This window comes from Cytobacillus sp. ABV4_503, assembly GCF_056158445.1.
The window spans coordinates 566,605-587,479 of the sequence record NZ_JBSWTH010000001.1 but is presented as its reverse complement, the minus strand read 5'-3'; the positions used below and the strand labels follow the sequence as shown (position 1 = coordinate 587,479).

General features: G+C 45.2%; 20 protein-coding genes. 8 read left to right on the top strand and 12 right to left on the bottom strand.

From position 1 onward, the window contains the following. Positions 1–69 precede the first annotated feature (69 nt). A complete protein-coding gene (locus ACXAD1_RS03040) occupies positions 70–1,515 on the top strand; it encodes a PTS transporter subunit EIIC (protein WP_474909443.1) in 1,446 nt (481 codons plus the stop codon). A gap of 126 nt (positions 1,516–1,641) precedes the next feature. Here ACXAD1_RS03040 and ACXAD1_RS03035 read toward each other — a convergent pair whose 3' ends face one another. From ACXAD1_RS03035 to ACXAD1_RS03010, 6 genes are all read right to left on the bottom strand, one after another. Then, a complete protein-coding gene (locus ACXAD1_RS03035; protein ID WP_474909442.1) occupies positions 1,642–2,034 on the bottom strand; it encodes a hypothetical protein in 393 nt (130 codons plus the stop codon). Between the two features lie 56 nt (positions 2,035–2,090). After that, on the bottom strand, positions 2,091–3,296 hold the full coding sequence (locus ACXAD1_RS03030; RefSeq protein ID WP_206841452.1) for a benzoate/H(+) symporter BenE family transporter: 1,206 nt from the start codon (positions 3,294–3,296) through the stop codon (positions 2,091–2,093). 105 nt (positions 3,297–3,401) lie between these two features. After that, positions 3,402–4,187 carry an STAS domain-containing protein gene (locus ACXAD1_RS03025; RefSeq protein ID WP_474909441.1) on the bottom strand — a complete coding sequence of 262 codons (786 nt, stop codon included), beginning with the start codon at positions 4,185–4,187 and terminating at the stop codon, positions 3,402–3,404. After that, complete coding sequence (locus ACXAD1_RS03020) at positions 4,174–4,818, bottom strand: cobalamin B12-binding domain-containing protein (protein ID WP_474909440.1); 645 nt, start codon at positions 4,816–4,818, stop codon at positions 4,174–4,176. Before ACXAD1_RS03020 ends, ACXAD1_RS03025 begins: the two co-directional genes overlap by 14 nt. A gap of 1 nt (position 4,819) precedes the next feature. Then, the gene (locus ACXAD1_RS03015) at positions 4,820–5,185 is read right to left on the bottom strand and encodes a globin family protein (RefSeq protein WP_206841401.1); all 366 of its coding nucleotides are present in this window, start codon (positions 5,183–5,185) and stop codon (positions 4,820–4,822) included. Next, entirely contained in the window at positions 5,182–5,487 is a 306-nt protein-coding gene (locus tag ACXAD1_RS03010) for an antibiotic biosynthesis monooxygenase family protein (protein ID WP_206841398.1), read from the bottom strand. Before ACXAD1_RS03010 ends, ACXAD1_RS03015 begins: the two co-directional genes overlap by 4 nt. Positions 5,488–5,954: 467 nt before the next feature. Here ACXAD1_RS03010 and ACXAD1_RS03005 point away from each other — a divergent pair, with 467 nt between their 5' ends. After that, on the top strand, positions 5,955–8,981 hold the full coding sequence (locus ACXAD1_RS03005) for an efflux RND transporter permease subunit (protein WP_474909439.1): 3,027 nt from the start codon (positions 5,955–5,957) through the stop codon (positions 8,979–8,981). 162 nt (positions 8,982–9,143) lie between these two features. After that, on the top strand, positions 9,144–9,440 hold the full coding sequence (locus tag ACXAD1_RS03000; RefSeq protein ID WP_206841391.1) for a hypothetical protein: 297 nt from the start codon (positions 9,144–9,146) through the stop codon (positions 9,438–9,440). On the opposite strand, the gene ACXAD1_RS02995 is transcribed toward ACXAD1_RS03000, so the two are convergent. The 3 genes from ACXAD1_RS02995 to ACXAD1_RS02985 form a co-directional block, all read right to left on the bottom strand. Continuing rightward, positions 9,437–9,988, bottom strand: coding sequence for a CBO0543 family protein (locus ACXAD1_RS02995; protein ID WP_474909438.1), 552 nt, complete (start codon positions 9,986–9,988; stop codon positions 9,437–9,439). The two genes, ACXAD1_RS03000 and ACXAD1_RS02995, sit on opposite strands and share 4 nt — an antisense overlap. A 435-nt stretch (positions 9,989–10,423) precedes the next feature. Then, positions 10,424–11,185, bottom strand: coding sequence for a MerR family transcriptional regulator (locus ACXAD1_RS02990; RefSeq protein WP_474909437.1), 762 nt, complete (start codon positions 11,183–11,185; stop codon positions 10,424–10,426). A gap of 100 nt (positions 11,186–11,285) precedes the next feature. After that, positions 11,286–11,657 carry a hypothetical protein gene (locus tag ACXAD1_RS02985; RefSeq protein WP_206841367.1) on the bottom strand — a complete coding sequence of 124 codons (372 nt, stop codon included), beginning with the start codon at positions 11,655–11,657 and terminating at the stop codon, positions 11,286–11,288. Positions 11,658–11,801: 144 nt separating this feature from the next. Here ACXAD1_RS02985 and ACXAD1_RS02980 point away from each other — a divergent pair, with 144 nt between their 5' ends. Further along, positions 11,802–12,056 (top strand): DUF3949 domain-containing protein, encoded by a 255-nt coding sequence (locus tag ACXAD1_RS02980; RefSeq protein WP_474909436.1) that lies wholly within the window; start codon positions 11,802–11,804, stop codon positions 12,054–12,056. A gap of 158 nt (positions 12,057–12,214) precedes the next feature. Here the strand turns inward: ACXAD1_RS02980 and ACXAD1_RS02975 are convergent, their stop codons facing one another. After that, entirely contained in the window at positions 12,215–13,828 is a 1,614-nt protein-coding gene (locus ACXAD1_RS02975) for an acyl-CoA dehydrogenase family protein (protein ID WP_474909435.1), read from the bottom strand. A 93-nt stretch (positions 13,829–13,921) separates the two neighbouring features. On the opposite strand from ACXAD1_RS02975, the gene ACXAD1_RS02970 reads away from it, so the two are divergent. The 3 genes from ACXAD1_RS02970 to ACXAD1_RS02960 all read left to right on the top strand — a co-directional run bounded on the left by ACXAD1_RS02970 (position 13,922) and on the right by ACXAD1_RS02960 (position 17,293). Then, positions 13,922–14,311, top strand: coding sequence for a MerR family DNA-binding protein (locus tag ACXAD1_RS02970; RefSeq protein WP_474909434.1), 390 nt, complete (start codon positions 13,922–13,924; stop codon positions 14,309–14,311). A 30-nt stretch (positions 14,312–14,341) separates the two neighbouring features. Then, positions 14,342–15,826 carry a class I adenylate-forming enzyme family protein gene (locus ACXAD1_RS02965; RefSeq protein ID WP_474909433.1) on the top strand — a complete coding sequence of 495 codons (1,485 nt, stop codon included), beginning with the start codon at positions 14,342–14,344 and terminating at the stop codon, positions 15,824–15,826. A gap of 588 nt (positions 15,827–16,414) precedes the next feature. After that, a complete protein-coding gene (locus ACXAD1_RS02960; RefSeq protein ID WP_474909432.1) occupies positions 16,415–17,293 on the top strand; it encodes an aminoglycoside 6-adenylyltransferase in 879 nt (292 codons plus the stop codon). Positions 17,294–17,318: 25 nt separating this feature from the next. On the opposite strand, the gene ACXAD1_RS02955 is transcribed toward ACXAD1_RS02960, so the two are convergent. Next, positions 17,319–18,626, bottom strand: coding sequence for a uracil/xanthine transporter (locus tag ACXAD1_RS02955; protein ID WP_474909431.1), 1,308 nt, complete (start codon positions 18,624–18,626; stop codon positions 17,319–17,321). Positions 18,627–19,256: 630 nt separating this feature from the next. Here ACXAD1_RS02955 and ACXAD1_RS02950 point away from each other — a divergent pair. Beyond that, positions 19,257–19,436, top strand: coding sequence for a hypothetical protein (locus tag ACXAD1_RS02950; RefSeq protein WP_474909430.1), 180 nt, complete (start codon positions 19,257–19,259; stop codon positions 19,434–19,436). A 131-nt stretch (positions 19,437–19,567) separates the two neighbouring features. Here the strand turns inward: ACXAD1_RS02950 and ACXAD1_RS02945 are convergent, their stop codons facing one another. After that, positions 19,568–20,794, bottom strand: coding sequence for a DUF819 family protein (locus tag ACXAD1_RS02945; protein ID WP_474909429.1), 1,227 nt, complete (start codon positions 20,792–20,794; stop codon positions 19,568–19,570). Positions 20,795–20,875 lie beyond the last annotated feature (81 nt).

Here is a 20,875-nt window from a genome sequence, read left to right as displayed (position 1 = left end):
TATTATACTAAACTTGTTTAAACAAGTTGGGTATTTATGAAAGCCATTACATAGTGAGGTGTAAGCCAGATGTCAAACTTTAATGAAAACGTTTCCTCCATAATCGAAAACATCGGAGGAGCAGAAAACGTTGTAACCGCAACACATTGTGTCACCCGGCTGCGATTAGTGCTGAATAGCGAAGAGCTGGTTGATGTGAAGAAATTAGAAGAAAATGATCTTGTAAAGGGAACCTTTTCAGCAAGCGGCCAATTTCAAGTCATCATCGGACCTGGATTGGTTGAAAAAGTATTTGCCGAGTTTGTGAAACAAACAGGCACAGAAGAAGTTTCTTCAGAGGAATTAAGAGAAATTACTTCTAAAAAGAAAAACGTCCTTCAAAGAGGAATCCGAGAGCTCGCAGACATTTTTATACCGATCCTGCCTGCCATCGTTGCAGCCGGTTTATTAATGGGACTAAATAATGTACTAGCGAACCCTGGAATCTTTTATGAAGGAAAATCCGTGCTCGATGTTCATACAGAATGGTCCGGGTTTGCAGGAATTATTAACCTGATTTCAAATACAGCCTTTACATTCCTGCCCGCACTAATTGCCTTTTCTGCTGCAAGGAAATTCGGGGGCAATCCTGTATTGGGAATTGTTCTTGGCTTAATTATGGTTCACCCGGAACTTATGAATGCCTATGCATTCGCATCTGACCCAGAATCAGTCGAGAACTGGAACCTATTCGGTTTTGAAATTGCAAAGGTCGGGTACCAAGGACAAGTTATTCCAGTCCTTTTTGCGGCGTATCTGTTAGCAGCTCTTGAAAATAGCTTGAGAAAAGTCATTCCGGAAAGCCTGCAGCTATTGGCCGTTGCTCCAATCGCACTGATCATTACGGGTATTGCGACATTTACAATCATTGGACCTGTTACTATGGCAGGCGCTAACTGGATTACCGACGGTATTTTGTATCTGTTCGATGTTTCACCGGTTCTGGCTGGGGCAGTATACGGACTGATTTCACCGCCGCTTGTTATTACAGGAATGCATCACTTATTCCTTGGTGTGAACCTGCAAATGGCTGGCTCCCTTGGCTATGTTACCCTTTGGCCAATCGGCGAAACGGTTACACTCGCTCAAGGTATCGCAGCCTTAACCATGTTCTTCTTAATTAAAAACAATAAAAAACTCAAAAGTGTTTCGCTTTCCGCAACTGTATCAGCTTGGTTAGGCATTACAGAGCCAGCGATTTACGGAGTTAATCTGAGATTCAGATATCCATTTATTGCGGTCATGATTGGCAGTGCAATTGGAAGCGCATACCTTTCCTTTATGGATGTAAAAGCCACCTCTGTAGGTGTTGGCGGTATGCTCTCCTTCCTTTCTGTATTTCCGGAATACTGGGGCTCTTACTTTACAGGAATGGCAATTACAGCAGTCATCACGGTAGGATTAACATTGCTGTTCAGCAAGGGGAAAATGTTTAAATCGAAGGAAGTTAAAGCAGAAGTGACGGAAGCAGCTTAAAAATTTTAAAGAGCCCAGAGGCTCTCATGACAAAGACACCCTCATCATACTGAGGGTGTCTTTGTCAGCTATAGTTTGAAGACTTTGTATACAAGGTTATAGGCTCCTATTTCTAACTTTTAATTATCAAGCAAGCCTATTTTTCTGCCAAACTCCCATCCCTATTCTTCCTTTTACGCACTTCCTCCATCTTCCCGTAAAACTCTCCTCCAGGTCAAAGCCAAAGAAGTTATAGAATTTCATCAGATAGGCCAGGCAGTCTGCGAGTTCTTTGCCAAGGTCTGCTTTTACTTGCTCTCTGGCAAACTGAAATGCCAGTTCTTCATCCATCCCTTCTTCTGCATATTCGCGGACAAGGTTAAAGGCCTTACGCAGCTCTTCAGCAACCTTCGCTACTTCGGTTGTCATGAGCATATAGTTATTAAGCAGGGAATCGCGGCTCTTGGCATAATTCTCGTCGCTGATTTCCCAGCCCATCCCTTTTTGATAATCTCTCATAAAGCTTTGCAATTCTTTCAATCTATTAACACCTCTTCTGATACTTTCGACAAATTTCGGGTGGTGCCTGTCACCATTTATCTTTCTACCGTCCGAGCCAATAACGCCCCGGCGATGAGTCCCCAAACGGGAGCGCTGATATGCAGAAAGCTTACGCCTGATAGGGTGACGATGAAGGCTGCGAGTGCGCTTAACCGCAAACGGTTTTCGGAGAAGCCCAATTGCAGGCTTGAATGGAGGACGCCAATCAGGGCGAACCCGGCCAGCAATGAAACGAATGCCTGCGGAAGCGATTGGATAAAGGGCACGATTTTCCATGCAAATATGCCGAAGACTATCGTAATCGCGCCTGAAACAACAGCTCCCATATACCTTTTCTCCCTGTGGCCTGAATCCGGTCCGGCACAGATGGCGCTCATCATGCCGGCGATATTGGCACACTGGCCGCCAAAGAAGCTGGTAATCACGGAGAAGACGCCGCTTGATGAGACGATTTTACGAATTGGCGGCTTGAAATCCTCGCTTTCCAGTGCCCCGATTCCTGGTGCAGCATCATTGCTCAGTATCAGCAGCGCGAGCGGCAGGGCAATCGTCACAAGCCCCATCCAGCTGAATTCCGGCATTTGGATAGACGGCAGGAAATAGGCAATCTCTTTAGCCGGATTTAAATCAGCTGTCAAATACAAGACTGCAAAGGCAACTGCAACGGCCGCAAGTACAGGCGGGAACTTCTTCACATATCTCGTAAAAAGCAGAAAACTGATTAAAGCCGCTCCCCCGGCAACAGGCATTTCCTGAATGGCCGGTACGAGCTTCACGACATAGCCGGCAACCAATCCGCCAAGCATGGATGCGATGACTTCTTTCGGCACCCAGCCAATGATTTTAGTAAACAGCCCAGAAATGCCGACCAGAAAAATCAGCAGCCCGGACATCACATACCCGCCTATCAGTTCAGGATACGAATATTGGGCAGTCACAGTCGCTAAAAAGGCCGCTCCAGTAATCGAATGCCCTCCTGTGATGGGAATCCTATATAAAAGCGGGAGGAGGATGCTGTAGACACCCCCGAAAAAATAAACCGCAAACATCCAGTTAATCGTCTGCTGGTCATTAAATCCCCCTGCTGACGCAGCCTGTAAAATGATCAGGGCCGGCCCCGTCATAACTAGTGTGCTTGCAATGATTCCAGATGAAATGTTCTCCGCTGTCAGATCTCTTATGAACGAACCCTTCTGTACTCCTTGACTGTATCCGCTATGCCTTTCCTTCGGCAAACCCATTTTTTCTGCCCCCGACTTCCAATTATTTTACTTACTATCATGATTTTAAATGAGGTAATTGTCAAACTATTTCGCATTTGGAAATTTTGAAAAAAAAAAGACCTCCTAAGAGGCCCCTAACTCATTCCGATTGAAATAGACATTTAACACTTGCTTTAGGGATTGATCGATCTGCACCCATTCATCCAGCTTATAGTTATTCAGCACTTTCGCCAGGTTTGGCTTAATGCCGATCAATTTGATGATGCTGCCTGTCATGAAGTTCAGCGTTTTAATCAGCTGGGTGAATTTCTCAATGCCTTTTCCTTCAATTTCCCCAACCGCTGTAAGGTCAAAGAGAATCTCATCATATTCGCCGGCAAAAACAGCTTTAAGACAGCTTTCGGAAATAACGTTTATTTTATCTGCTGTAATATCCCCAAATAAAGGTATGAGGCAAAGAGTTTCCGACAGTGGAATAAACGGCCCGGACAATTGATTCAAGCGGATCAGCACCTGCTCCAGCTCTTCTTTTTTCTCCAGAAGTTCAAAGTCGGTTGAGGACAGGCGCTGCTGCAGCTGCATCAGTTTATCCATCAAGCCTTCATTTGAGCTGTCTTTTGGCAGAAACAGCATATTGGCATAGTCCTCACTGTCCCATTGAATATGGACCTCAAATAAAGATAGCGCTGTTTCTCTGGTCTTCATATTCAGTTCCAGCTTCACGGGATCCAGTCCTGGCTCCCTGCTGTACTGAATCAGCTTTGCGATGCTCTCCTCATCAATGATGCCTTTTAAATGCCCCTCGCTCAGGTCAAAGCTTTCACGTGCTATGGCGGAATAGCTAACTATTTTTCCGTTCCTGTCAGCTTTTAAAAAAGCAAGCGGAAGCGGCTGATCAAAAAATTGCATTTTGCTGTCCCCCCGCTTCATAGTTTTGCAGCCATTCCATTGTTTCAGGCAAATTCTTCAGAATGACTGTATGATCGGAGCAATAAGGAAGCAGGTCATACTTCCCTGCTAAACGCCCGCCAAGAAGAACCAACGGCTTATGCGGCAGTTTGGCAAATGCTTCTGCATATTCCTTCAGCTTCGGCAGGTGATAGACAATGCTGACCGAAAGTCCGATTACGCTTGGCTTCCAGTCTTTTGCCGTTTTCAGCGCATATTCCAAAGGCAGGCTCGGGCCAAAATACTTCGTTTCCCAGCCATGCTCTTCAAAAAGGCTGTTGACCATTTTCAGGCCAATATAATGCTGTTCCCCATCCAGGCATAGAAACATGGCTTTTTGGCTTGATTGTCTTTTTTCCCGCTGGTAAGCGAGTTTTGAGAGCACAAAATCACATGTAGCTGTTGCCAAATGTTCGTCTGCCACTGTGATCTCATTTGTCTCCCATAAAATGCCGATATGTTGCATCGCGGGTGTAATCAAATTTTGATAAACTTCGAGACGCGATAGCTGCGGGTGCTTTTGAATGGTTTCCCAAACTTTTGCAGAATTGCCTTCCAGCAGCAGGGAAGCGAGTGTTTCAGCCTGGTTCATCTTACACTCCTCCCTTCACAGGTTCACCTTTCAAAAGAGCAATAGCTTCAGCCAGATAAAGATGAAACTTTTCTGCCTTCTCAGCAGAACCTGTATCATCAGCCAGCACAGCTTGAATGATTTCGAAATTGTCGATCAGATGCTTGGTCTTCATCCCATGCTTCTTTAAAATGCCATCAAGCCAGACGGCATAATCAGTGAAAAAAGCAGATTGGTCCAGCTCATACGCTGTCTCGAGATGCTTCATATGATGATGGTTATCTTCGCGGCACTTCTCTTTTCCTTGTTCCCCAAACCGATCCAGCAGGGAAGGCTCCCGTTCATAGATCTTTTCGGTAACATTGTTTACGATCTTTTCATAGTTCACTTAGCCACCACCTTATATTGCGTCACTTTTGGAACCACTGCAGCCAATTCCTGATCCGGATACTTTTTCTCTAAATCATGGATTCTCTTAAAATCCTCACTCCGAACCCAGTTTAAATAGTTTTCCTTTGTATCAAAGATGAGCTGAACGGTCAGTTCACCGGCGCGCTTATCATTCTGCAGCAGCAGGAAATCGATAAACCCCTCCGCCTGGTCGACTGACCGTGAGCGATTTTTATATATGCGAATGACTTCTTCCGACTTGTCATCGGGAACGTCAAATGTTGAAAAAACGGTGTACATGAACTCTCCTCCAATTTTGGGAGTTTTCTGGGCTTTATTAAGTATAACACATTGATTGGGATTGTCATTTTGGGAGGTTTATAGGCAATGGATGAGGTTTTTTGTTTGCTGGACGGTTAACTGCTGTTTCTATTTATCTCTAAATTTTCGTTGTTAATATGGACGATTAACTACCATTTTCTCCCCTCGCTCCACATTTTCGTATTTAATTCCCGTCCCCCTTCTTCTCAGCCTTAAGTCCGATGCGAAGATATGTCTCTGGCTCGTTATGACTCTCGTTATTCCCAGTTAAGATAGTATCTGTAATAATTGTTAAGTTTTTCCTGCAAACAAGATCATATTTTGGCGAATTAGGTCGGACGAATTATTGGAAAATTAAAGAAGGAGTAGTTATTAATACCTATTTTCCTCTGTATAATTAGATCTTGGGTGAAAATTTTCACTATTAGGGAGTTAGGAGAATGTTTATGAAATTATTAAAAATGATTGTGCAGAGAAAGATTCTGGTTGCCCTTATGACGGTGCTGATTTTGGCCATAGGCAGCTTTTCCATTATCGAATTGGATAAAGAGCTGATGCCTCCGGTAACGATGGATGGCGCTTATGTGGAAATCAGTGCCGGTGAAATGGCAGCTATTGAAGTGGAGCGATCGATCACCAACCCCTTGGAGCAGCAAATCAGGGGGATTGAGGGAGTGGAATCGGTTGACTCCACATCGGCGATCGGACGGAGCTCACTTCAAGTTACATTTGAACAGGGCCGGGGCGACGATCTATTTAAAGAAGTAGAAACCGCTGCGACCGCCGCTAAAGGGGAAAATGCCGCGATCACGGATGTCACTTCGGGCCAGTATGGGACCACGCAAAGCTTTGAATTCTATATGGATGTATCAGGCGGCAGCATGGATGAGATGACCGCTTTTGCCAAAAAGGTTCTTGAACCGCGCCTGGAGGCATTGCCGGAAGTCCGCGACGTATCGCTTGCAGGGGTTCAGGAGCATGAGGTAATCATTGAAATGGACCGCAGCAAATTGGCTGAAAAAGGGCTGGATGCCGCCGCTGTGATCGGTGCGATTCAGCAGGTTAACAGCGAAGCCACACTGGGAGAACTCAGCAGTGATGACAGCTCTCCTTCCCTCCGCTGGAATACGAAGCTTGAAAATGTGGAGGATGTACAGAATATTAAAATCCCCTCACAAAACGGGTTTGCCGATCTGAAAGATGTTGCAGATGTTCAATTTCAGCCGATCGAAAGCTCATCATTCGTCTGGAAAAATGGAACGAAGGATTTCATTTTTGTCCAGGTTGGCCGTGCTGCAGATGCCACGCAAATTGAAATGGCAGCGGCGGTTCGCGATGAAGTGAAAAACATCCGCGAAGACGGACTTGTAAAAGGCTTTGAACTGAACGAAATGGTGGCACAGGCAGATTATGTGCAGGAATCCATTTATGGCGTGACCGGCAACATTTTAACTGGCGGCGTCATTGCCATTGCAATTCTGCTGATCTTTTTAAGGAATGTAAGGGCCACCTTTATCATCGGCCTGTCGATCCCAACTTCCATCCTGCTGACGTTTACGGCGATGTGGGTTTTTGATTACAGCTTTAATATCCTGACACTGATTGGGCTCGGTCTGGGGATCGGGATGATGGTGGATTCTTCGATTGTTATCATTGAATCCATCTATCGAAAGAAGGAACAGGGACTTGGCAGGCTGGAGTCCGTTTTGGAAGGTACCAAAGAGGTTTCATCAGCAGTTATTGCTTCGATGCTGACAACCATTGTTGTATTCCTGCCCATTGGCCTGATAGGAGGTGATGTAGGCACATTCATGATCATGCTGTCTGCTGTTGTAGCCATTACACTCATCAGTTCGGTTGTCGTCTCGTTTACTTTGATTCCATCTCTTTCGGAAAAAATGCTGATGCTCCGCAAGCCGAAGAAGGAGCGCAAAGAAGGGCCGATTATGCGCCTCTATAGCCATATTGTGGCCTGGACCATCCGGAAAAAGCGGTACAGTTTTGCGGTTATAGCGATTTTCTTCCTGATGTTTGCCGGTTCATTAACACTTGTGACGAAAATTCCGATGACGATTATGCCCGATATGTTTAACCGTTACACAGAGCTGATGGTTGACCTCGAAACGGGTATTTCCATTGAAGATAAAGAAGACATCGCTCAAGGAATCAATCAGAAACTGCAATCGATTGAAGATGTAGAGTCCAATTATGTCATGGACAGCGGCGGCATGTTCTATACGATCATTAATATGACAAAGGGCGATGACATTACAAGAGAGCAAAAAGATGTCAATGAAGACATTATGAAAGAACTTCGCAGCCTGTCTGATACCCTCCCGGTTGATAATGTCCAGAGTGCGATGTCGGCTGGCGGGGGATCACCGGTCCAAGTTAATATTATGGGCGAAGATTTTGCAGATCTGCAGAAGCTTACCGGAGATTTTACAGAGGAGCTCGAAATGATTGACGGCATCGTCGGTGTGACCAACTCGATGGAGCGCACATCAGAGGAACAGGTTGTTGTTTTAAATGAAGAAGCGATTGAAAAGGCAGGCTTAACCCAGCTGCAAATCAGGCAGTTTATTGAGCAGGCATTCATGGAAATGCCTGTCGGGGAAATGGCCATGAACGAAGAAAATGTGCCGCTTGCCTTGAAATGGGCTGAGAAAACAGATTCCAAGTCAGATCTGCTGAGTTTAAAGGTTCCAACTGCCCAGGGCGAGAAAGCATTATCTTCCTTCATTGAATTGAAGAGTGTAGATACACCAAATGAAATTCCCCATCATGACGGGGAGCGCTTCATCTCCATTTCAGCTGATATTGAAGGCAAGGACCTGGGTGCCGTGAACCGGGATGTCCAAAAGCTGATCAATGATTTTGAAGCCCCTGCTGGCTATAGTGTGGCAGCTGCCGGAGATATTGAACAGCAGCAGGAATTAATCATGGATATGGTGTTTGTTTTAGCGATTGCGATTTTCCTTGTATACTTTGTGATGGCTGTCCAATTTAACCACCTTGGCCACCCGCTGATCGTCATGTCTGTTATACCGATGACCATCGTCGGCGTCATTCTCGGTTTGTTCCTGACGCAGATGGAGCTTAGCGTTATGTCAGGAATGGGAATTGTGATGCTGATTGGGATTGTGCTCAATAACGCCATCCTGCTGATCGACCGTACGAATCAGCTCCGCCTGGAAGGCTTCTCGGTTGAGGATGCACTTCTGGAAGCAGGCAAAAACCGGATCCGGCCGATATTCATGACCACTCTGACAACGGTTGGCGGAATGCTTCCCCTTGCTCTGGCATCGGGAACTTCGGGCAACTACCAGGCGCCGATGGCAACGGTCATTATTTCAGGCCTGCTGTTTGCGACCTTTATCACGCTGCTGGATCCCGGCGGTTTACCGCTTGTTCACCACGTCCAGTCTCCGCTTTGGCTGGCTGAAGAAAAGGCAGAAAAAGAAAAGCAGTGATGTTAAAGTGATTCCGGAGACCGTTAATTAACATATTTTCGCCCCCTCAAATACTGAGGGGGCTTTTGCGGATTTTCAAGCACTATGGACAAGGGCTCTCTCCTTCTGTTTTTTCCCTCATATATTAGTAGGAGAAAGGAGTGAATCCCATGTGCCAATTTTGTGTTGAAGAATATTATTACAAGAAGAAAGTCTGCTGCAAAAAGAAAGACAAACATGAACATCACGGCTGCAAGAAATGCACCAGCGATTTTAAACCTCACTGTTCATGTACAAAATGCTCTGATGAGCATAAAAGATGTTCCTGCAAAAAATGCTCTGATGAGCATAAATTTCATCATTGCTCTTGCAAGAAGTGCTCATTTGAACACAAGCATTTCTGCTGCTGTAAAAAATGTTTCCATAGCTGCGACTATTAATCCAGTAAAACAGCGGCCAGCTTTGCTGACCGCTTATTAATTTTTTTCAACCGCGCGCTTTAAGGACAGCATTAAAAGTCGGACACCAAGAAAAAAGAGGATAAAACAGATGAAGGAAGAGGTGTGAGTCCAATTGATAAGGACAAACATATTCAAAAAGCTGAATAACGGTTCAAAGATATAAGCAAACATGATTCCAAGGCCTACGGCTGCAAAGGCATAGCTTTTCCACGTACTGAAGTGCTGATAAATCAGCATGCCCGATATGGGGATCACCACAAAATCTGCAGGCAATAATGGCGGAATAAAATGCAGCAGCTTATCCGGATAACCCCACAAAAGAAAGTTCACTCCCACAACATCAAGAAAACAGGCGAAGATCGCACAGAGCAGCCCAAAAGCAAGTATTTCAAAGAACCGCCCCTTATCCACCAGCCTCCACCAAATAAAAAACGGCAAAATGCTCGCAGCCAGCAGCACCCACCAGTTAAAGCTGAATAAATCCTCCTTTAGCCAATGCTCAAGAGAAACATCTCTTAGCTTTTCTCTAATGTTTTGCTCATCTTTATAAGAAGGAATGCGGCTCATTTTATCACCTGTCCACCCGAGTTGGTATCTTCATACTCATCTTTCCCCATGGAAGTAGTTACATACAGTAAGCCGATGGTTTTAATGAAATATTGGCGGGTTTGCGGGGTAGGTGCAGATATTCTACTATGGGCGCAATATGGTGGGGATAGGTGATTGAAACGGCGCATATCTGGCGTGATGGCGCAATTACTAGTGATGTGGACGCATTTAACGCGCAACCATGATGCGGGTTGGCGCATTTGTTGGATGCAGCGGCGCATATCTGGTATGGCAGTGCAATTTCTGGTGATATCGATGCAATTAACATGGCGGACGGCATAATCAAAATAAAGAACAACACAATTATAAACCAAAACAACACAATAACCGGCAGCAGCGCAGCATACAGTTTTCACAAAAAAAAGCAGCTGGCAGAGCCAGCCGCTTTCGTTTCTATTGCTGTCCAGTATAGATGCTAATCGCATCTCTTAAAAACTCAGCTGCACCTGGACGAATTTTTTCATAATAGGCTTTAAACCTTTCATCTGCCACATACATTTCCGCCAGGCCGGCGTGGGCCTCATTGCTGTATTCACTCCAATAGAATGTGATCCACTGCTTGTGCAGATCAGCCGCTTTTTGTGCAAGCTCGTCTGCCGGATTGCCTGTCTCCATGGCTTGTGCTAAAGTACTGTTCACTTCTTCGGACAGTTTGGTTACGGCCTCATGCTCCTCCTGGGTCATGTTCATTAGTTTAGCATTGGACTTATCAACCGTCTCATCGCCATACTTCTCACGGATCTCTTTTCCATATTGTTCCTCATTATCTTCAATCATTTTCTTTTTGAATCCTTCAAACTTCTCTTTGTCTGACATGGTCGTTCCTCCTTCTGCTGACGCTATGGTTTTTTCTACATTCGTAATAAGCAGATCGAGCTGTTTTCTTTTCTCAAGGAGTTTCTCGCGGTGCTCCTTCAGTGCATCTGCAGCATCGAAAGCGGGTGCTGTGATAATTTCCTTAATTTGTTCAAGGCTGACGCCAAGTTCTCTGTAAAACAGAATCTGCTGCAGTCTGTCAACTTCCTGCTGGCCATAGATCCTGTATCCTGACGAATTGGTTCTTGCCGGCTTAAGAATGCCAATTTCATCATAATACCTGAGGGTCCTCGAGCTGACCCCAGCCAGCTGAGCGAGCTTCTGGACTGTGTATTCCATGCGATGATCCTCTCTTCGAAAAGTTTTAGAAAGTACTTTCTGTTTCTTACGATACACCTTTACGCAGCGTGAAGGTCAAACACTTTTTATAAAAAAATGATTAATCCATCTTTTTAATCAGGAGAGCGGCGGTCGTCTTTGAAATTCTGCATCCATCCAGGTCCGCTTCCTTTAATAATTGAAGGTCCAGTGCCGATTTTATTTTACTTTCATCCGGTCTTTTTAAAATTAACTCCGGCAAGTTCAATTCTTCCAGTCTTTTCACCGTTGCTTCCGGATCAAACTTTTCCATTCTTCTAATCTGCCTCTGCAACCGGTAGCCTTCAATCCTCACTTCCCCTTTTTCATTCTGTCCCAACGCTGTATCGAAATACTGGTGGAACATGTCTTTGAGTTTATCGAGCTCGGCTTCCAAATCCTTTTTCCTCCGGTTCAGCTCATCAAACCTGACCAGCATCTCTTTTGTAATCATGTATGGATCGCCTCTTTTCATGGATGATATTTCATCTTATTTTGGAAGCGGCGGATTTATGCATAGACAGAGAACATACGTTCTAAAATACAAACACGAAGAATTTGGTGTAAAATGGAATTAATATTCCTGGGAGGGGACTTGATGCTTTTAAACATTTTTTGGGGAATTCTCGGCCTGTATGTATTGCTTTCTCTCCTAATCCTGCCAACGCAATACCGCATTTTGACCACTTTAAAAAAGGAAGAAGCCAAAAATAAAGCGAAGGGAAAAACACAGGGAGAGATGTACGACAATATGGGAGCAGGCGAACTGGTTGTGCATGAGAACATCCAGGGAAACCCGGTCTTTTTTCTGGCTAATTTCCTGGCATCGGTTATCTATCGGATTAAGCATTGACCGTTTCTCGGATAAGATATTTAGATTTCGCGTTACATCGAGCATTTCGAGGATATATTTATTTTTTCGCAGTTATATTAAAAATTTCGCGGACATTTGTAAATTTTCCCGATTAAGTTACTAAAATAGCCTGGCGGGCTTCCGCCAGGCATCTTTTTTTACTGCAATTCTTCCAGCGCAATCGTCTGATATGCTTTAAAAAAGGAATCGCAGAACACATCCCACTCTTCAGCCGCTTCCATGGAGGCTTCGCTGACTTCCCCGCACACCGGACGCTGCAGAAGATCAGTCAGCTGCTCTGAAAATCCAGCAATCGTTTCCTGAGAAGCACCTTCCAGAACGTTCGCCACAAAATCAGCTGGCGGATACCAGTTTGCCACTCTCTGAATATCGCGGTAAATTTGCGTCAGCAGCAGATTGCGCGGGCCTTCCCACTGTTCATTGACGGCAACATCCCGGAATATGCGCGGCAGTGAGGAGAATTCCTCCATGACGCCATGGCCGGCAAAGACAGATATGGCATCGCGCAGGACCTCTGCTCCTTCATTCGTTGCACAGATTTTCTGCAGCAGCACAAGCTCCCTCAGGTTAAACAGCTGTTTTCTCTGTTCAAGCGGCTGATCTACCGGAATCCCTGCATTCAGTGGCTGATTCAGGCGCAGAAACAGGTCATAGATTTTAAAAGCGCCTGCCGCGGTACGCTGTGCGGTGTTTTCAATTTTTTTCAGCGTTCTTGCAGATAGCGGATAATCTTTTACCTTCTTGCCAAAAACGGACCGGAAATCACCATAGAGACTGGCTTCCCGGGCTGCACGGAGCATGAATCCTGCGCAGGCAATTCCGATTTCAAGCCGCGATAATGTCAGGACTATGCCGACTGCCACTGCCACCCCTTTTCCTGCCGGTCCAACCGGATAAGCCAGCGCCCCATTATACTGGAACTCTCCTGTCGGCAGCTCGGCCGTGCCCATTTTCCACTTGATGCGGTTGATTTCATAGCCATTGCGTACCTCCTTTTCCTTATCCCCTGGAAGCCATGACGGAACAATGAATGTCGACACTTTATCAGTGCCGGAAATTTTCGCGGTGACTACCGAATAGTCGGCATGGGCAACCGAACAGAAAAATTTATTGCCGTACAGCCGATAGTTTTTTCCTTCTGAAACGGCCTCAAGCACATTGGCAGGCAAATCGGAACCGCCCTGAATCTCCGTCATGAATTGGGCACCGATTGCAAAGTCCCCGTCCAGCCCCTCTTTTGTATGCTGTAAAATTTGCTCCAGCTCTGGGATATCTTCATTCGGATATTGTTCAAGGAGTGCAATTAATCCAATCGTACAAGTCAGCGGACAGGCGACACCTGCCTCCCCCAGCTGATGAATCAGCATGCGCTTTGCGAAACTTTCCCAGGATGTCATTTGGCTGGAAAAAAGCCCTGCACCGAACACTTCTTTTTCCAGCTGATGCGTTTCCATTGGACGGACGACACGGTCAATGCGGTGATTGAAGGCATCAAAATGAAGCATATATGGGCGGACTTCCGGCCTTGCCGCTCTTTCTGCAAGGGTGTTCCATTTGGAAGAAACAGCAGGAGAAAAATCCAAAAGCTCTTTATGTATCTGCTCGTATTGTAGGTCTGCATATTTCTTCAGGGCTTTTTGCAAAAATGGATCATCCTTATACCAATCCAGATCGCTGCGCTTCTCTAAAAACTCATCAAATGAGTACGTATTCTTTCCTCTTGTCTGCACGTCCCGGGAAGTAATATTCATGGAAAAATCACTCCTTTTTTAATTGACAGAATATAATTTTCAGAATTATTATAAAACTAAGCTAACGTTAACGTCAACTAGGAGGATACATAAATGACAGAGGAAAAGATTTTTACCATCAGTGAGCTTGCCACGATGTTTGATATCAGCTCAAGAACAATCCGCTATTACGAGGAAATTGGCATGCTGACATCAGAAAATCGGGACAGCCTGACCAAGAAGCGCAGCTATACGAATCGGGAGCGGCGGCGCCTGAAGATGATTCTGCGCGGAAAAAAGCTCGGCTTCAGCCTCCAGGAAATCAAGGAGATGATTGGTCTCTATGAATCAAATCCGGAAGGTGAAGCGGAAAAAAGCAGGATTATTGCATTCGCTGACAGCAAGCTAAAGGAAATCGAGGAGCAGATCATGCAGCTGCAAATGCTGCGGGAAGACATTCTGACTTACAAAGAAAAATATGAAAACAGCCGGGTGAAAACATAAAATTATTCTTATTAAAAGGGGCTGATTGAAGTGGGAGCAACGATTCACGGAGTATTGGAAAGAAACGCAAGGAAGTTTCCTGAAAAGGACGCCTTTATTACGGCGTCAAACCGCCTGACATATGGTGACATGAACCGCACATGCAACAGGCTGGCACGATATCTTCAGGAAGAAGGAGTCCGGCGCGGCGATTGTGTGGCGGTGATGTCGCGCAATAATGAGCACTTCTTTTTTGCTTTTTTTGCCTGCATGAAAATCGGCGCCATTCCGATGCCGATGAATATCCGTTTGATACCGAAGGAACTGGGGGCTATTTTTCAAAATGCGAATGCTGCTGGGGTTCTGTATGAGAATGAGCTTGCTGAAACAGTGAGTTCGTTAAAAGAGAATTTGAATTTCTATTTTTCGATTCAGAATGCGGCAGAGGCTTCTGCTCATTTTTCTGACGGGAATCTCGATGTGCCGATTGATTCGCTGGATATCTGCGAGATTCTTTTTACATCCGGAACAACCGGGACGCCAAAAGGAGTGGTGTTTAACCATGAACGCATTTTGGCAATCGCCTCGGCAGTTTCAGTTAATTTCAGCTTGTCGCATAAAGACTCCATGCTTACCCTGATGCCGCTCTCCCACTCTGCTCCATTGAATACTTTCTTCATGAGCGGGTTTTATTGCGGCGCAACCCATGTGATCGGGGACTTTACGCCTAAAGGCTTCTTGAACTGGATTCAGGAGGAAAAGACGACCTTCTCATTTGCGGCTCCGGTTGCCTATTTGATTGCGGCCAAGGATCCGGATTTGCCTTCTCATGATTTATCCAGCATGCGTGTTTTTGCATATGGCGGTGGTCCGCTGGCACTTGCCTCCTATCATCATGTAAAAAAAGCATTTCAAAACGAAAACTTCTATCAGGTTTACGGTCTGACGGAAGCGGGACCGAATGGAATTTTATTATATCCGGATGAGCATCTGGAAAAGGCCGGAAGCATCGGCAAAAATCCGACGGTTAATATGGAAATCCGGGTGGTCCGGCCGGATGGCACAGATACAGACCCTAATGAATACGGCGAGATTCTTCTGACTGGCGACAGCCTCATGCTGGGATATGACAATAACCCGGAAGAAACGAACGCGGCGATGAAGGATGGCTGGCTCTATACCGGGGACATTGCTTATCGGGATAGGGATGGCTACTTTTATATTGTGGACCGTAAAAAGGATGTCATCATTTCGGGCGGCGTCAACATTTATCCGCGTGAAATCGAAGAAGTACTCGCGAAGCATGAAGCTGTTTTGGAATCCTGTGTGGTCGGTGTGCCGCATGAAGAATGGGGTGAGACCGTCAAAGCTGTCGTCGTGCTGAAGGGAGATGCTTCTGAAGAGGAATTGCGTGCATTTGCTGCTGAACACCTTGCTGAGTTTAAATGTCCGCGTATTTACTCATTTGTGGATGAACTGCCGCGGAATGCGAGCGGGAAGATTTTAAAGCAGCAAGTGAAATTGGTGCATGCTTAATTGGATGGGGGATCAGGTACTTGGAAGGTGCCTGATTCTTTTTTGCGTATGGAAATTTTATGGCAGCAGGTTGCTGCTCTGATAGTTTAAATGGCTTCATGGCGACTATTTTTTTTGACTCTGGTTCTTTTTCGGCTTCATGAGAGCTTCATAGCGACCAGTTTTCTTGGATTTGGTTCCTTTTCGCCTTCATAAGAGCTTCATGGCGACCAGTTTTCTGGCTCTAATGCCTTTTTCGGCTTCATGAGAGCTTCATAGCAACTATTTGTCTGAATCTGGTGCCAATTATTTAATCTCAATGAATAACGACGAAAAGGGAGATTCATCAAGAAATATGGGAGTTAATCCAAATCATTAGCGACCATATGAGAGATCCATCAAGAAAAATGGGAGCTAATCCAAATCATTAGCGACCATATGAGAGATGCACCATGAAATATGGGAGTTAATTCAAATTAATAACAATCAGAAATACTGAACCCCCTCCCTCCCGCTCAGTTGCTTTTTTCGGGTTTATAATGAAAATAGCAGGAATTCTCCCCTAAAAAAAGTATCTTAATAGTACGACCAAACAATCCAGGAGGCCCTATGAAGTCAAGAACCGAAACCGATATGATGAATCTGATTTTAACAACAGCCCGTGAGGATGTACGGGTGCGCGCGGTTATTCTGAATGGCTCGCGCGCGAATCCGAATGTGAGGAAGGATATTTTTCAGGATTACGATATTGTGTACATAGTTAGGAAAATGGAGTCCTTTACCTATGATCATAGCTGGGTGGACGTATTTGGTGAGCGGGTTATGATGCAGATGCCGGAGGAGAAGGTGCTGCCGCCTGCTGACGGCTATGGCCGCTTCCCCTATTTGATGCAGTTTATAGACGGGAACCGGATTGATCTGACGTTGATTCCAGCTGAAAAGATAGAGGAGCTGCTGGAGCCCGATAGTCTGAGTGTGCTGCTTCTTGATAAGGATGGGCTGATTGGATACATGCCGCCAGCCAGTGACCGGGATTATCTCATTAAGAAGCCGGATGCTCAGGAGTTTGCGGATCTCTGCAATGAATTTTGGTGGATCACAATGAATATCAGCAAAGGGCTTTGGCGCAGGGAGCTGACTTACGCGATGTTTATGCATGAGCAGATCAACCGCAATGTGCTGATTACAATGCTCGAATGGAAGGCCGGCATCGCAGCCGATTTTACAAAGAGCGCTGGCAAAGCCGGCAAGTATTTGCCCAATTTTCTTCCTGCCGAGGTATGGGAGGAGTTCGAATCCACCTATTCAAACGCCAATTTTAATCACATATGGGAAGCCCTTTTAACCATGTGCTCCCTTTTCAGAAAAACAGCAGTCGAGGTCGCAGAAAAGCTGGGCTTCGAGTATCCATATGAAGATGATAAGCGTGTAACTGCATTTTTAAAGCATGTCCGCAGCCTGCCTGCCGATGTATCATCCATCTATTAAAAAATCCCCTTCACAGGGGATTTTTCTAGTTATTCTTCAATTCCAGCTGTTCGAACGCAGACCAGTTCACCATTTTCTCAAGAAGAATGGAGATCAGGACGCCCATTAGAAGCCCGTTGGATAAGAATGGCTGAATCAAAACCGGCAATTCTGCGAACACCGCAGCGGGTGTATTCATCAAGCTGATGCCGATCAGGACGGGGGCGGCTAAACGGAAGATTGTGTCTGAGTTGAACACTTTTCCGCTTAAGCTGTTGAAAGCAGTCCCGAACAGCTGCAGGTACGCGACAAACAGAACGGCGTTCCCGACTGTTACCGGCATGCCGGCCAGCCATGAACCCAGGTGCGGAATCAGGCCAATGACCGTCAACAGCGCGCCGCCAATGAAGAATGGTGTTCTCATCAATATTCGCGTACTCTGAAGGAATCCGATCGATGAGGTAAATGGCGTATATGGCACCAGGCCAAACCCGCTTCCAATCACCGTAAATACTGCGGTGATAAAAATCGATCCGCGGTACTCGCGCTTCCCGGAATCTTTTTTAAATAGACGGTCACTGGAGCTGATCGAAGCGACTGTATTGCTCAGATTCATCAGACTGGCAAAAAAGGTGACTGCCACAATACCGATTTCAAGGTTAGGCTGTCCCAGCGGAAAAAGTGTAAAGCTCACATCTCCGGACGCTCCCCCCTGCACCGCTTCACCTGCAAACAGGAGATCATAGCCGATCCAGCCTGCCAGCAACCCAATTAAAATAGAAAAATTGCTGATGACGGCGTTCCCTTTTAATTTTAATAGACTCACAAAAATAACAAGTGCAAAGGAATAAAGGGAGATGGGAACATCAATGGTGCCATGTTCACTGACCTTCATCATGCCTTTGAAAAAGATGAAAATCAGCTGGAAGGTTAATAGGAACAGGTAAACGGACATCACCATCGGGCTGAATATCGATTTTAGCAGAGAGATGCCGTTGAAGGCTGCGAGAATGAGCGTGACAGCAGATGCCAGGAGTACACCTGTCGCAATTCCGCCCCCGATTTCCGTATAGCTCATGCCAAGGGACGACGCCGACAGGCCAAGGTTTAAGATGACTCCCCACAGCAAGCCGGAATGGCCTTCCATGAGCGGATAGCGATGTCCTTTCCAGCCTTGAAAAATGGTCGCCAATCCCGTAAAGATAAGCGAGGCTCTCAGCATCATCGCAATCGTTTCTCCCGGCAGCCCAAACACTGTTCCAACCGAGATCGGGACCATCACTGTATTTGCAAAAATAAAAAATAGCCATTGAACTGAAGAAAATATTGTTACGGTACCAAACCGTTTATCCAAGGTATCAACACCGCTTTCTATTATTTCGTTACTCTAAAAAATAAACCAGCTATTATTATAGTACAAATCGTAAAAAATTTCTTTGGATTTTTCTTGAAGAAAGGTGGAATTTGGAGGAGAGGGGGCTGGAGCCCTGGCCGATCAAATGACCGATATATCTAAAAAGGGATAGATAAATAAGCCGCGGGCTGGAATTCTTTTTTACAAAAAGATAGTTATAAGTACGGACAAACTAATCCCTATTTAAATATAATATCGTGTAAAAATTGTATGGGAATGGATGTGGAAATTATGTCTCCAAGGAAAAATACTGCTAATCCAAATCTCCTGACTCCCAGCGAACTTCATTCTATTAATTCCTGGATATCAAGCATGAAAAAATGGGAAAATAAGGGGAATTATTCAAAGGTCACTATGGCAAAAAGGACTTTGCGGTTACGGTATAGATTTCTGGGAAAAGGATATACCAGAATTGTCTATGATATGGGGAAAAATTATGTGTTAAAGGTTGCCCTTTCAGATCTTGGCCTTAAGTGTAATAAAACTGAATGTGAAATTTTCACTCATAGTCCTCCTGACATAAAAAAACATCTTTGCCCAGTCATACAATACGGAAATGGCTGGATTATAATGAAAAAAATCCCTAATAAAGTACCTGATAATAACCGATTTAATAATCAAATCCTGCAGCTGCAAAATAAATTTATAAGCCACGGGATAATACCGAATGACTTTAAGAAGGCAAATTTGGCATTCTCCAAAGAACAGATCCTCACAGTTATTGATTACGGAAATTTTATTCAGAATTAATCATTTATCTTTTTAGTAATATATTTCACATCCCTCTTCTCAAATCATGATTCAACATCCCTGCTTCCCAAATCCCAATGTTTAATTCAGCATAAAAACCCGCAATAAGTTTTGCGGGCCCTCCTCCATTTTTACATAAACCCCGAAAACCACAGTCCGAGCGCGGTTCCGACGTAGTTGCCGATAATATAGCCCAGCGTTCCGACAACAAGTATCGGTCCGATCAAATCCTTCCAGCCTTTGGCGATGGCCATGGCTGCAGCGGTGGTCGGGCCGCCGACATTGGCATTGCTGGCCAAAAGAATTTCCTCGAGGTCATATTTTAGTAGTTTGCCTGCTGTTAAAGATACAGTCAGGTTCACTGCGACTATAATGAACACAAACACCAGCAGAAGCGGGGCATTTTCGATAATCAGCGGGATCGATGCCGGGATGCCGATCACGACAAAGAACAGGTAAATCAGGTATGTGCCGATTTCCTGGCTTCCGTTAATAGACTCGAAGTATCTCGGAAACATAGCCAAACCCAGGAACGTCAGAGTAGTCAGCATCAAATACTTGTCTCCAAACAGCCCATTTACGAGATTGATAAAGAAAGAAACGTCATCCCCGGAAGGAATGGCTGCGTCCAGGAATTCAGCGATTTTAAACGAAACAATCACAAGCAAAAAGGCTGTTCCGACGGATAACGCGATATCCTTTAAAGAGATGTCCTTTCGCTTCCAAAAGCTCTCGGCAAGTGTCTTCCCCTCTTCTCCTATACTTCCGTTTTCCACCTGGTCAACATGCGGCGTTTTAAAACGGCGCCGGAAAAAGCCAATGGCCGGTACCATCATAAGAACTACGAAGTAAATGGCCATCATTAAATTATCGGCGACAACTGCGGCGGAAACCATTTCTCCAGGCGTCTCGAATTTTGCCGCCATGGCCGCGAAATTTACCCCGCCGCCAATATAGGATGCGCTGAGCATCGCGCCTAGTTTATCAAGGACAGGTATATGATCTTTCAGTAAAAAGAAACTGATGATCACCCCTGCCACTGTTCCAATGGAGCTGATCAGAAAGATAATCAGCAGCCGGCCGCTTTCCTGCCAGATTTTTTTAATCTTCACATGAAAAAGAAGCAATGGGATCGCAAGCGGAATGATAAAAGTCCAGACTGCATCATATACTGGCGATGCAGTTGGAATAATGCCGGTATTGGATAGAATAATGGCGCCAATTAGGGCAACAATCGCCCCTGAAATTTTTGCTGCCCAGCTGTAACGCTGCTCCAGATAGATGCTTGCCGAGGCCCACACCACAATACTTCCCCATAATGTTACATAATCATCAGCTTTAATAAGTGTCTGCTCCAATAGCATTTCCTCCTTTTTTACAGTGTCACTACTACTCATAGTAGCTCTATCTCTTATAAAATTCAAAATATTCAAACCCAC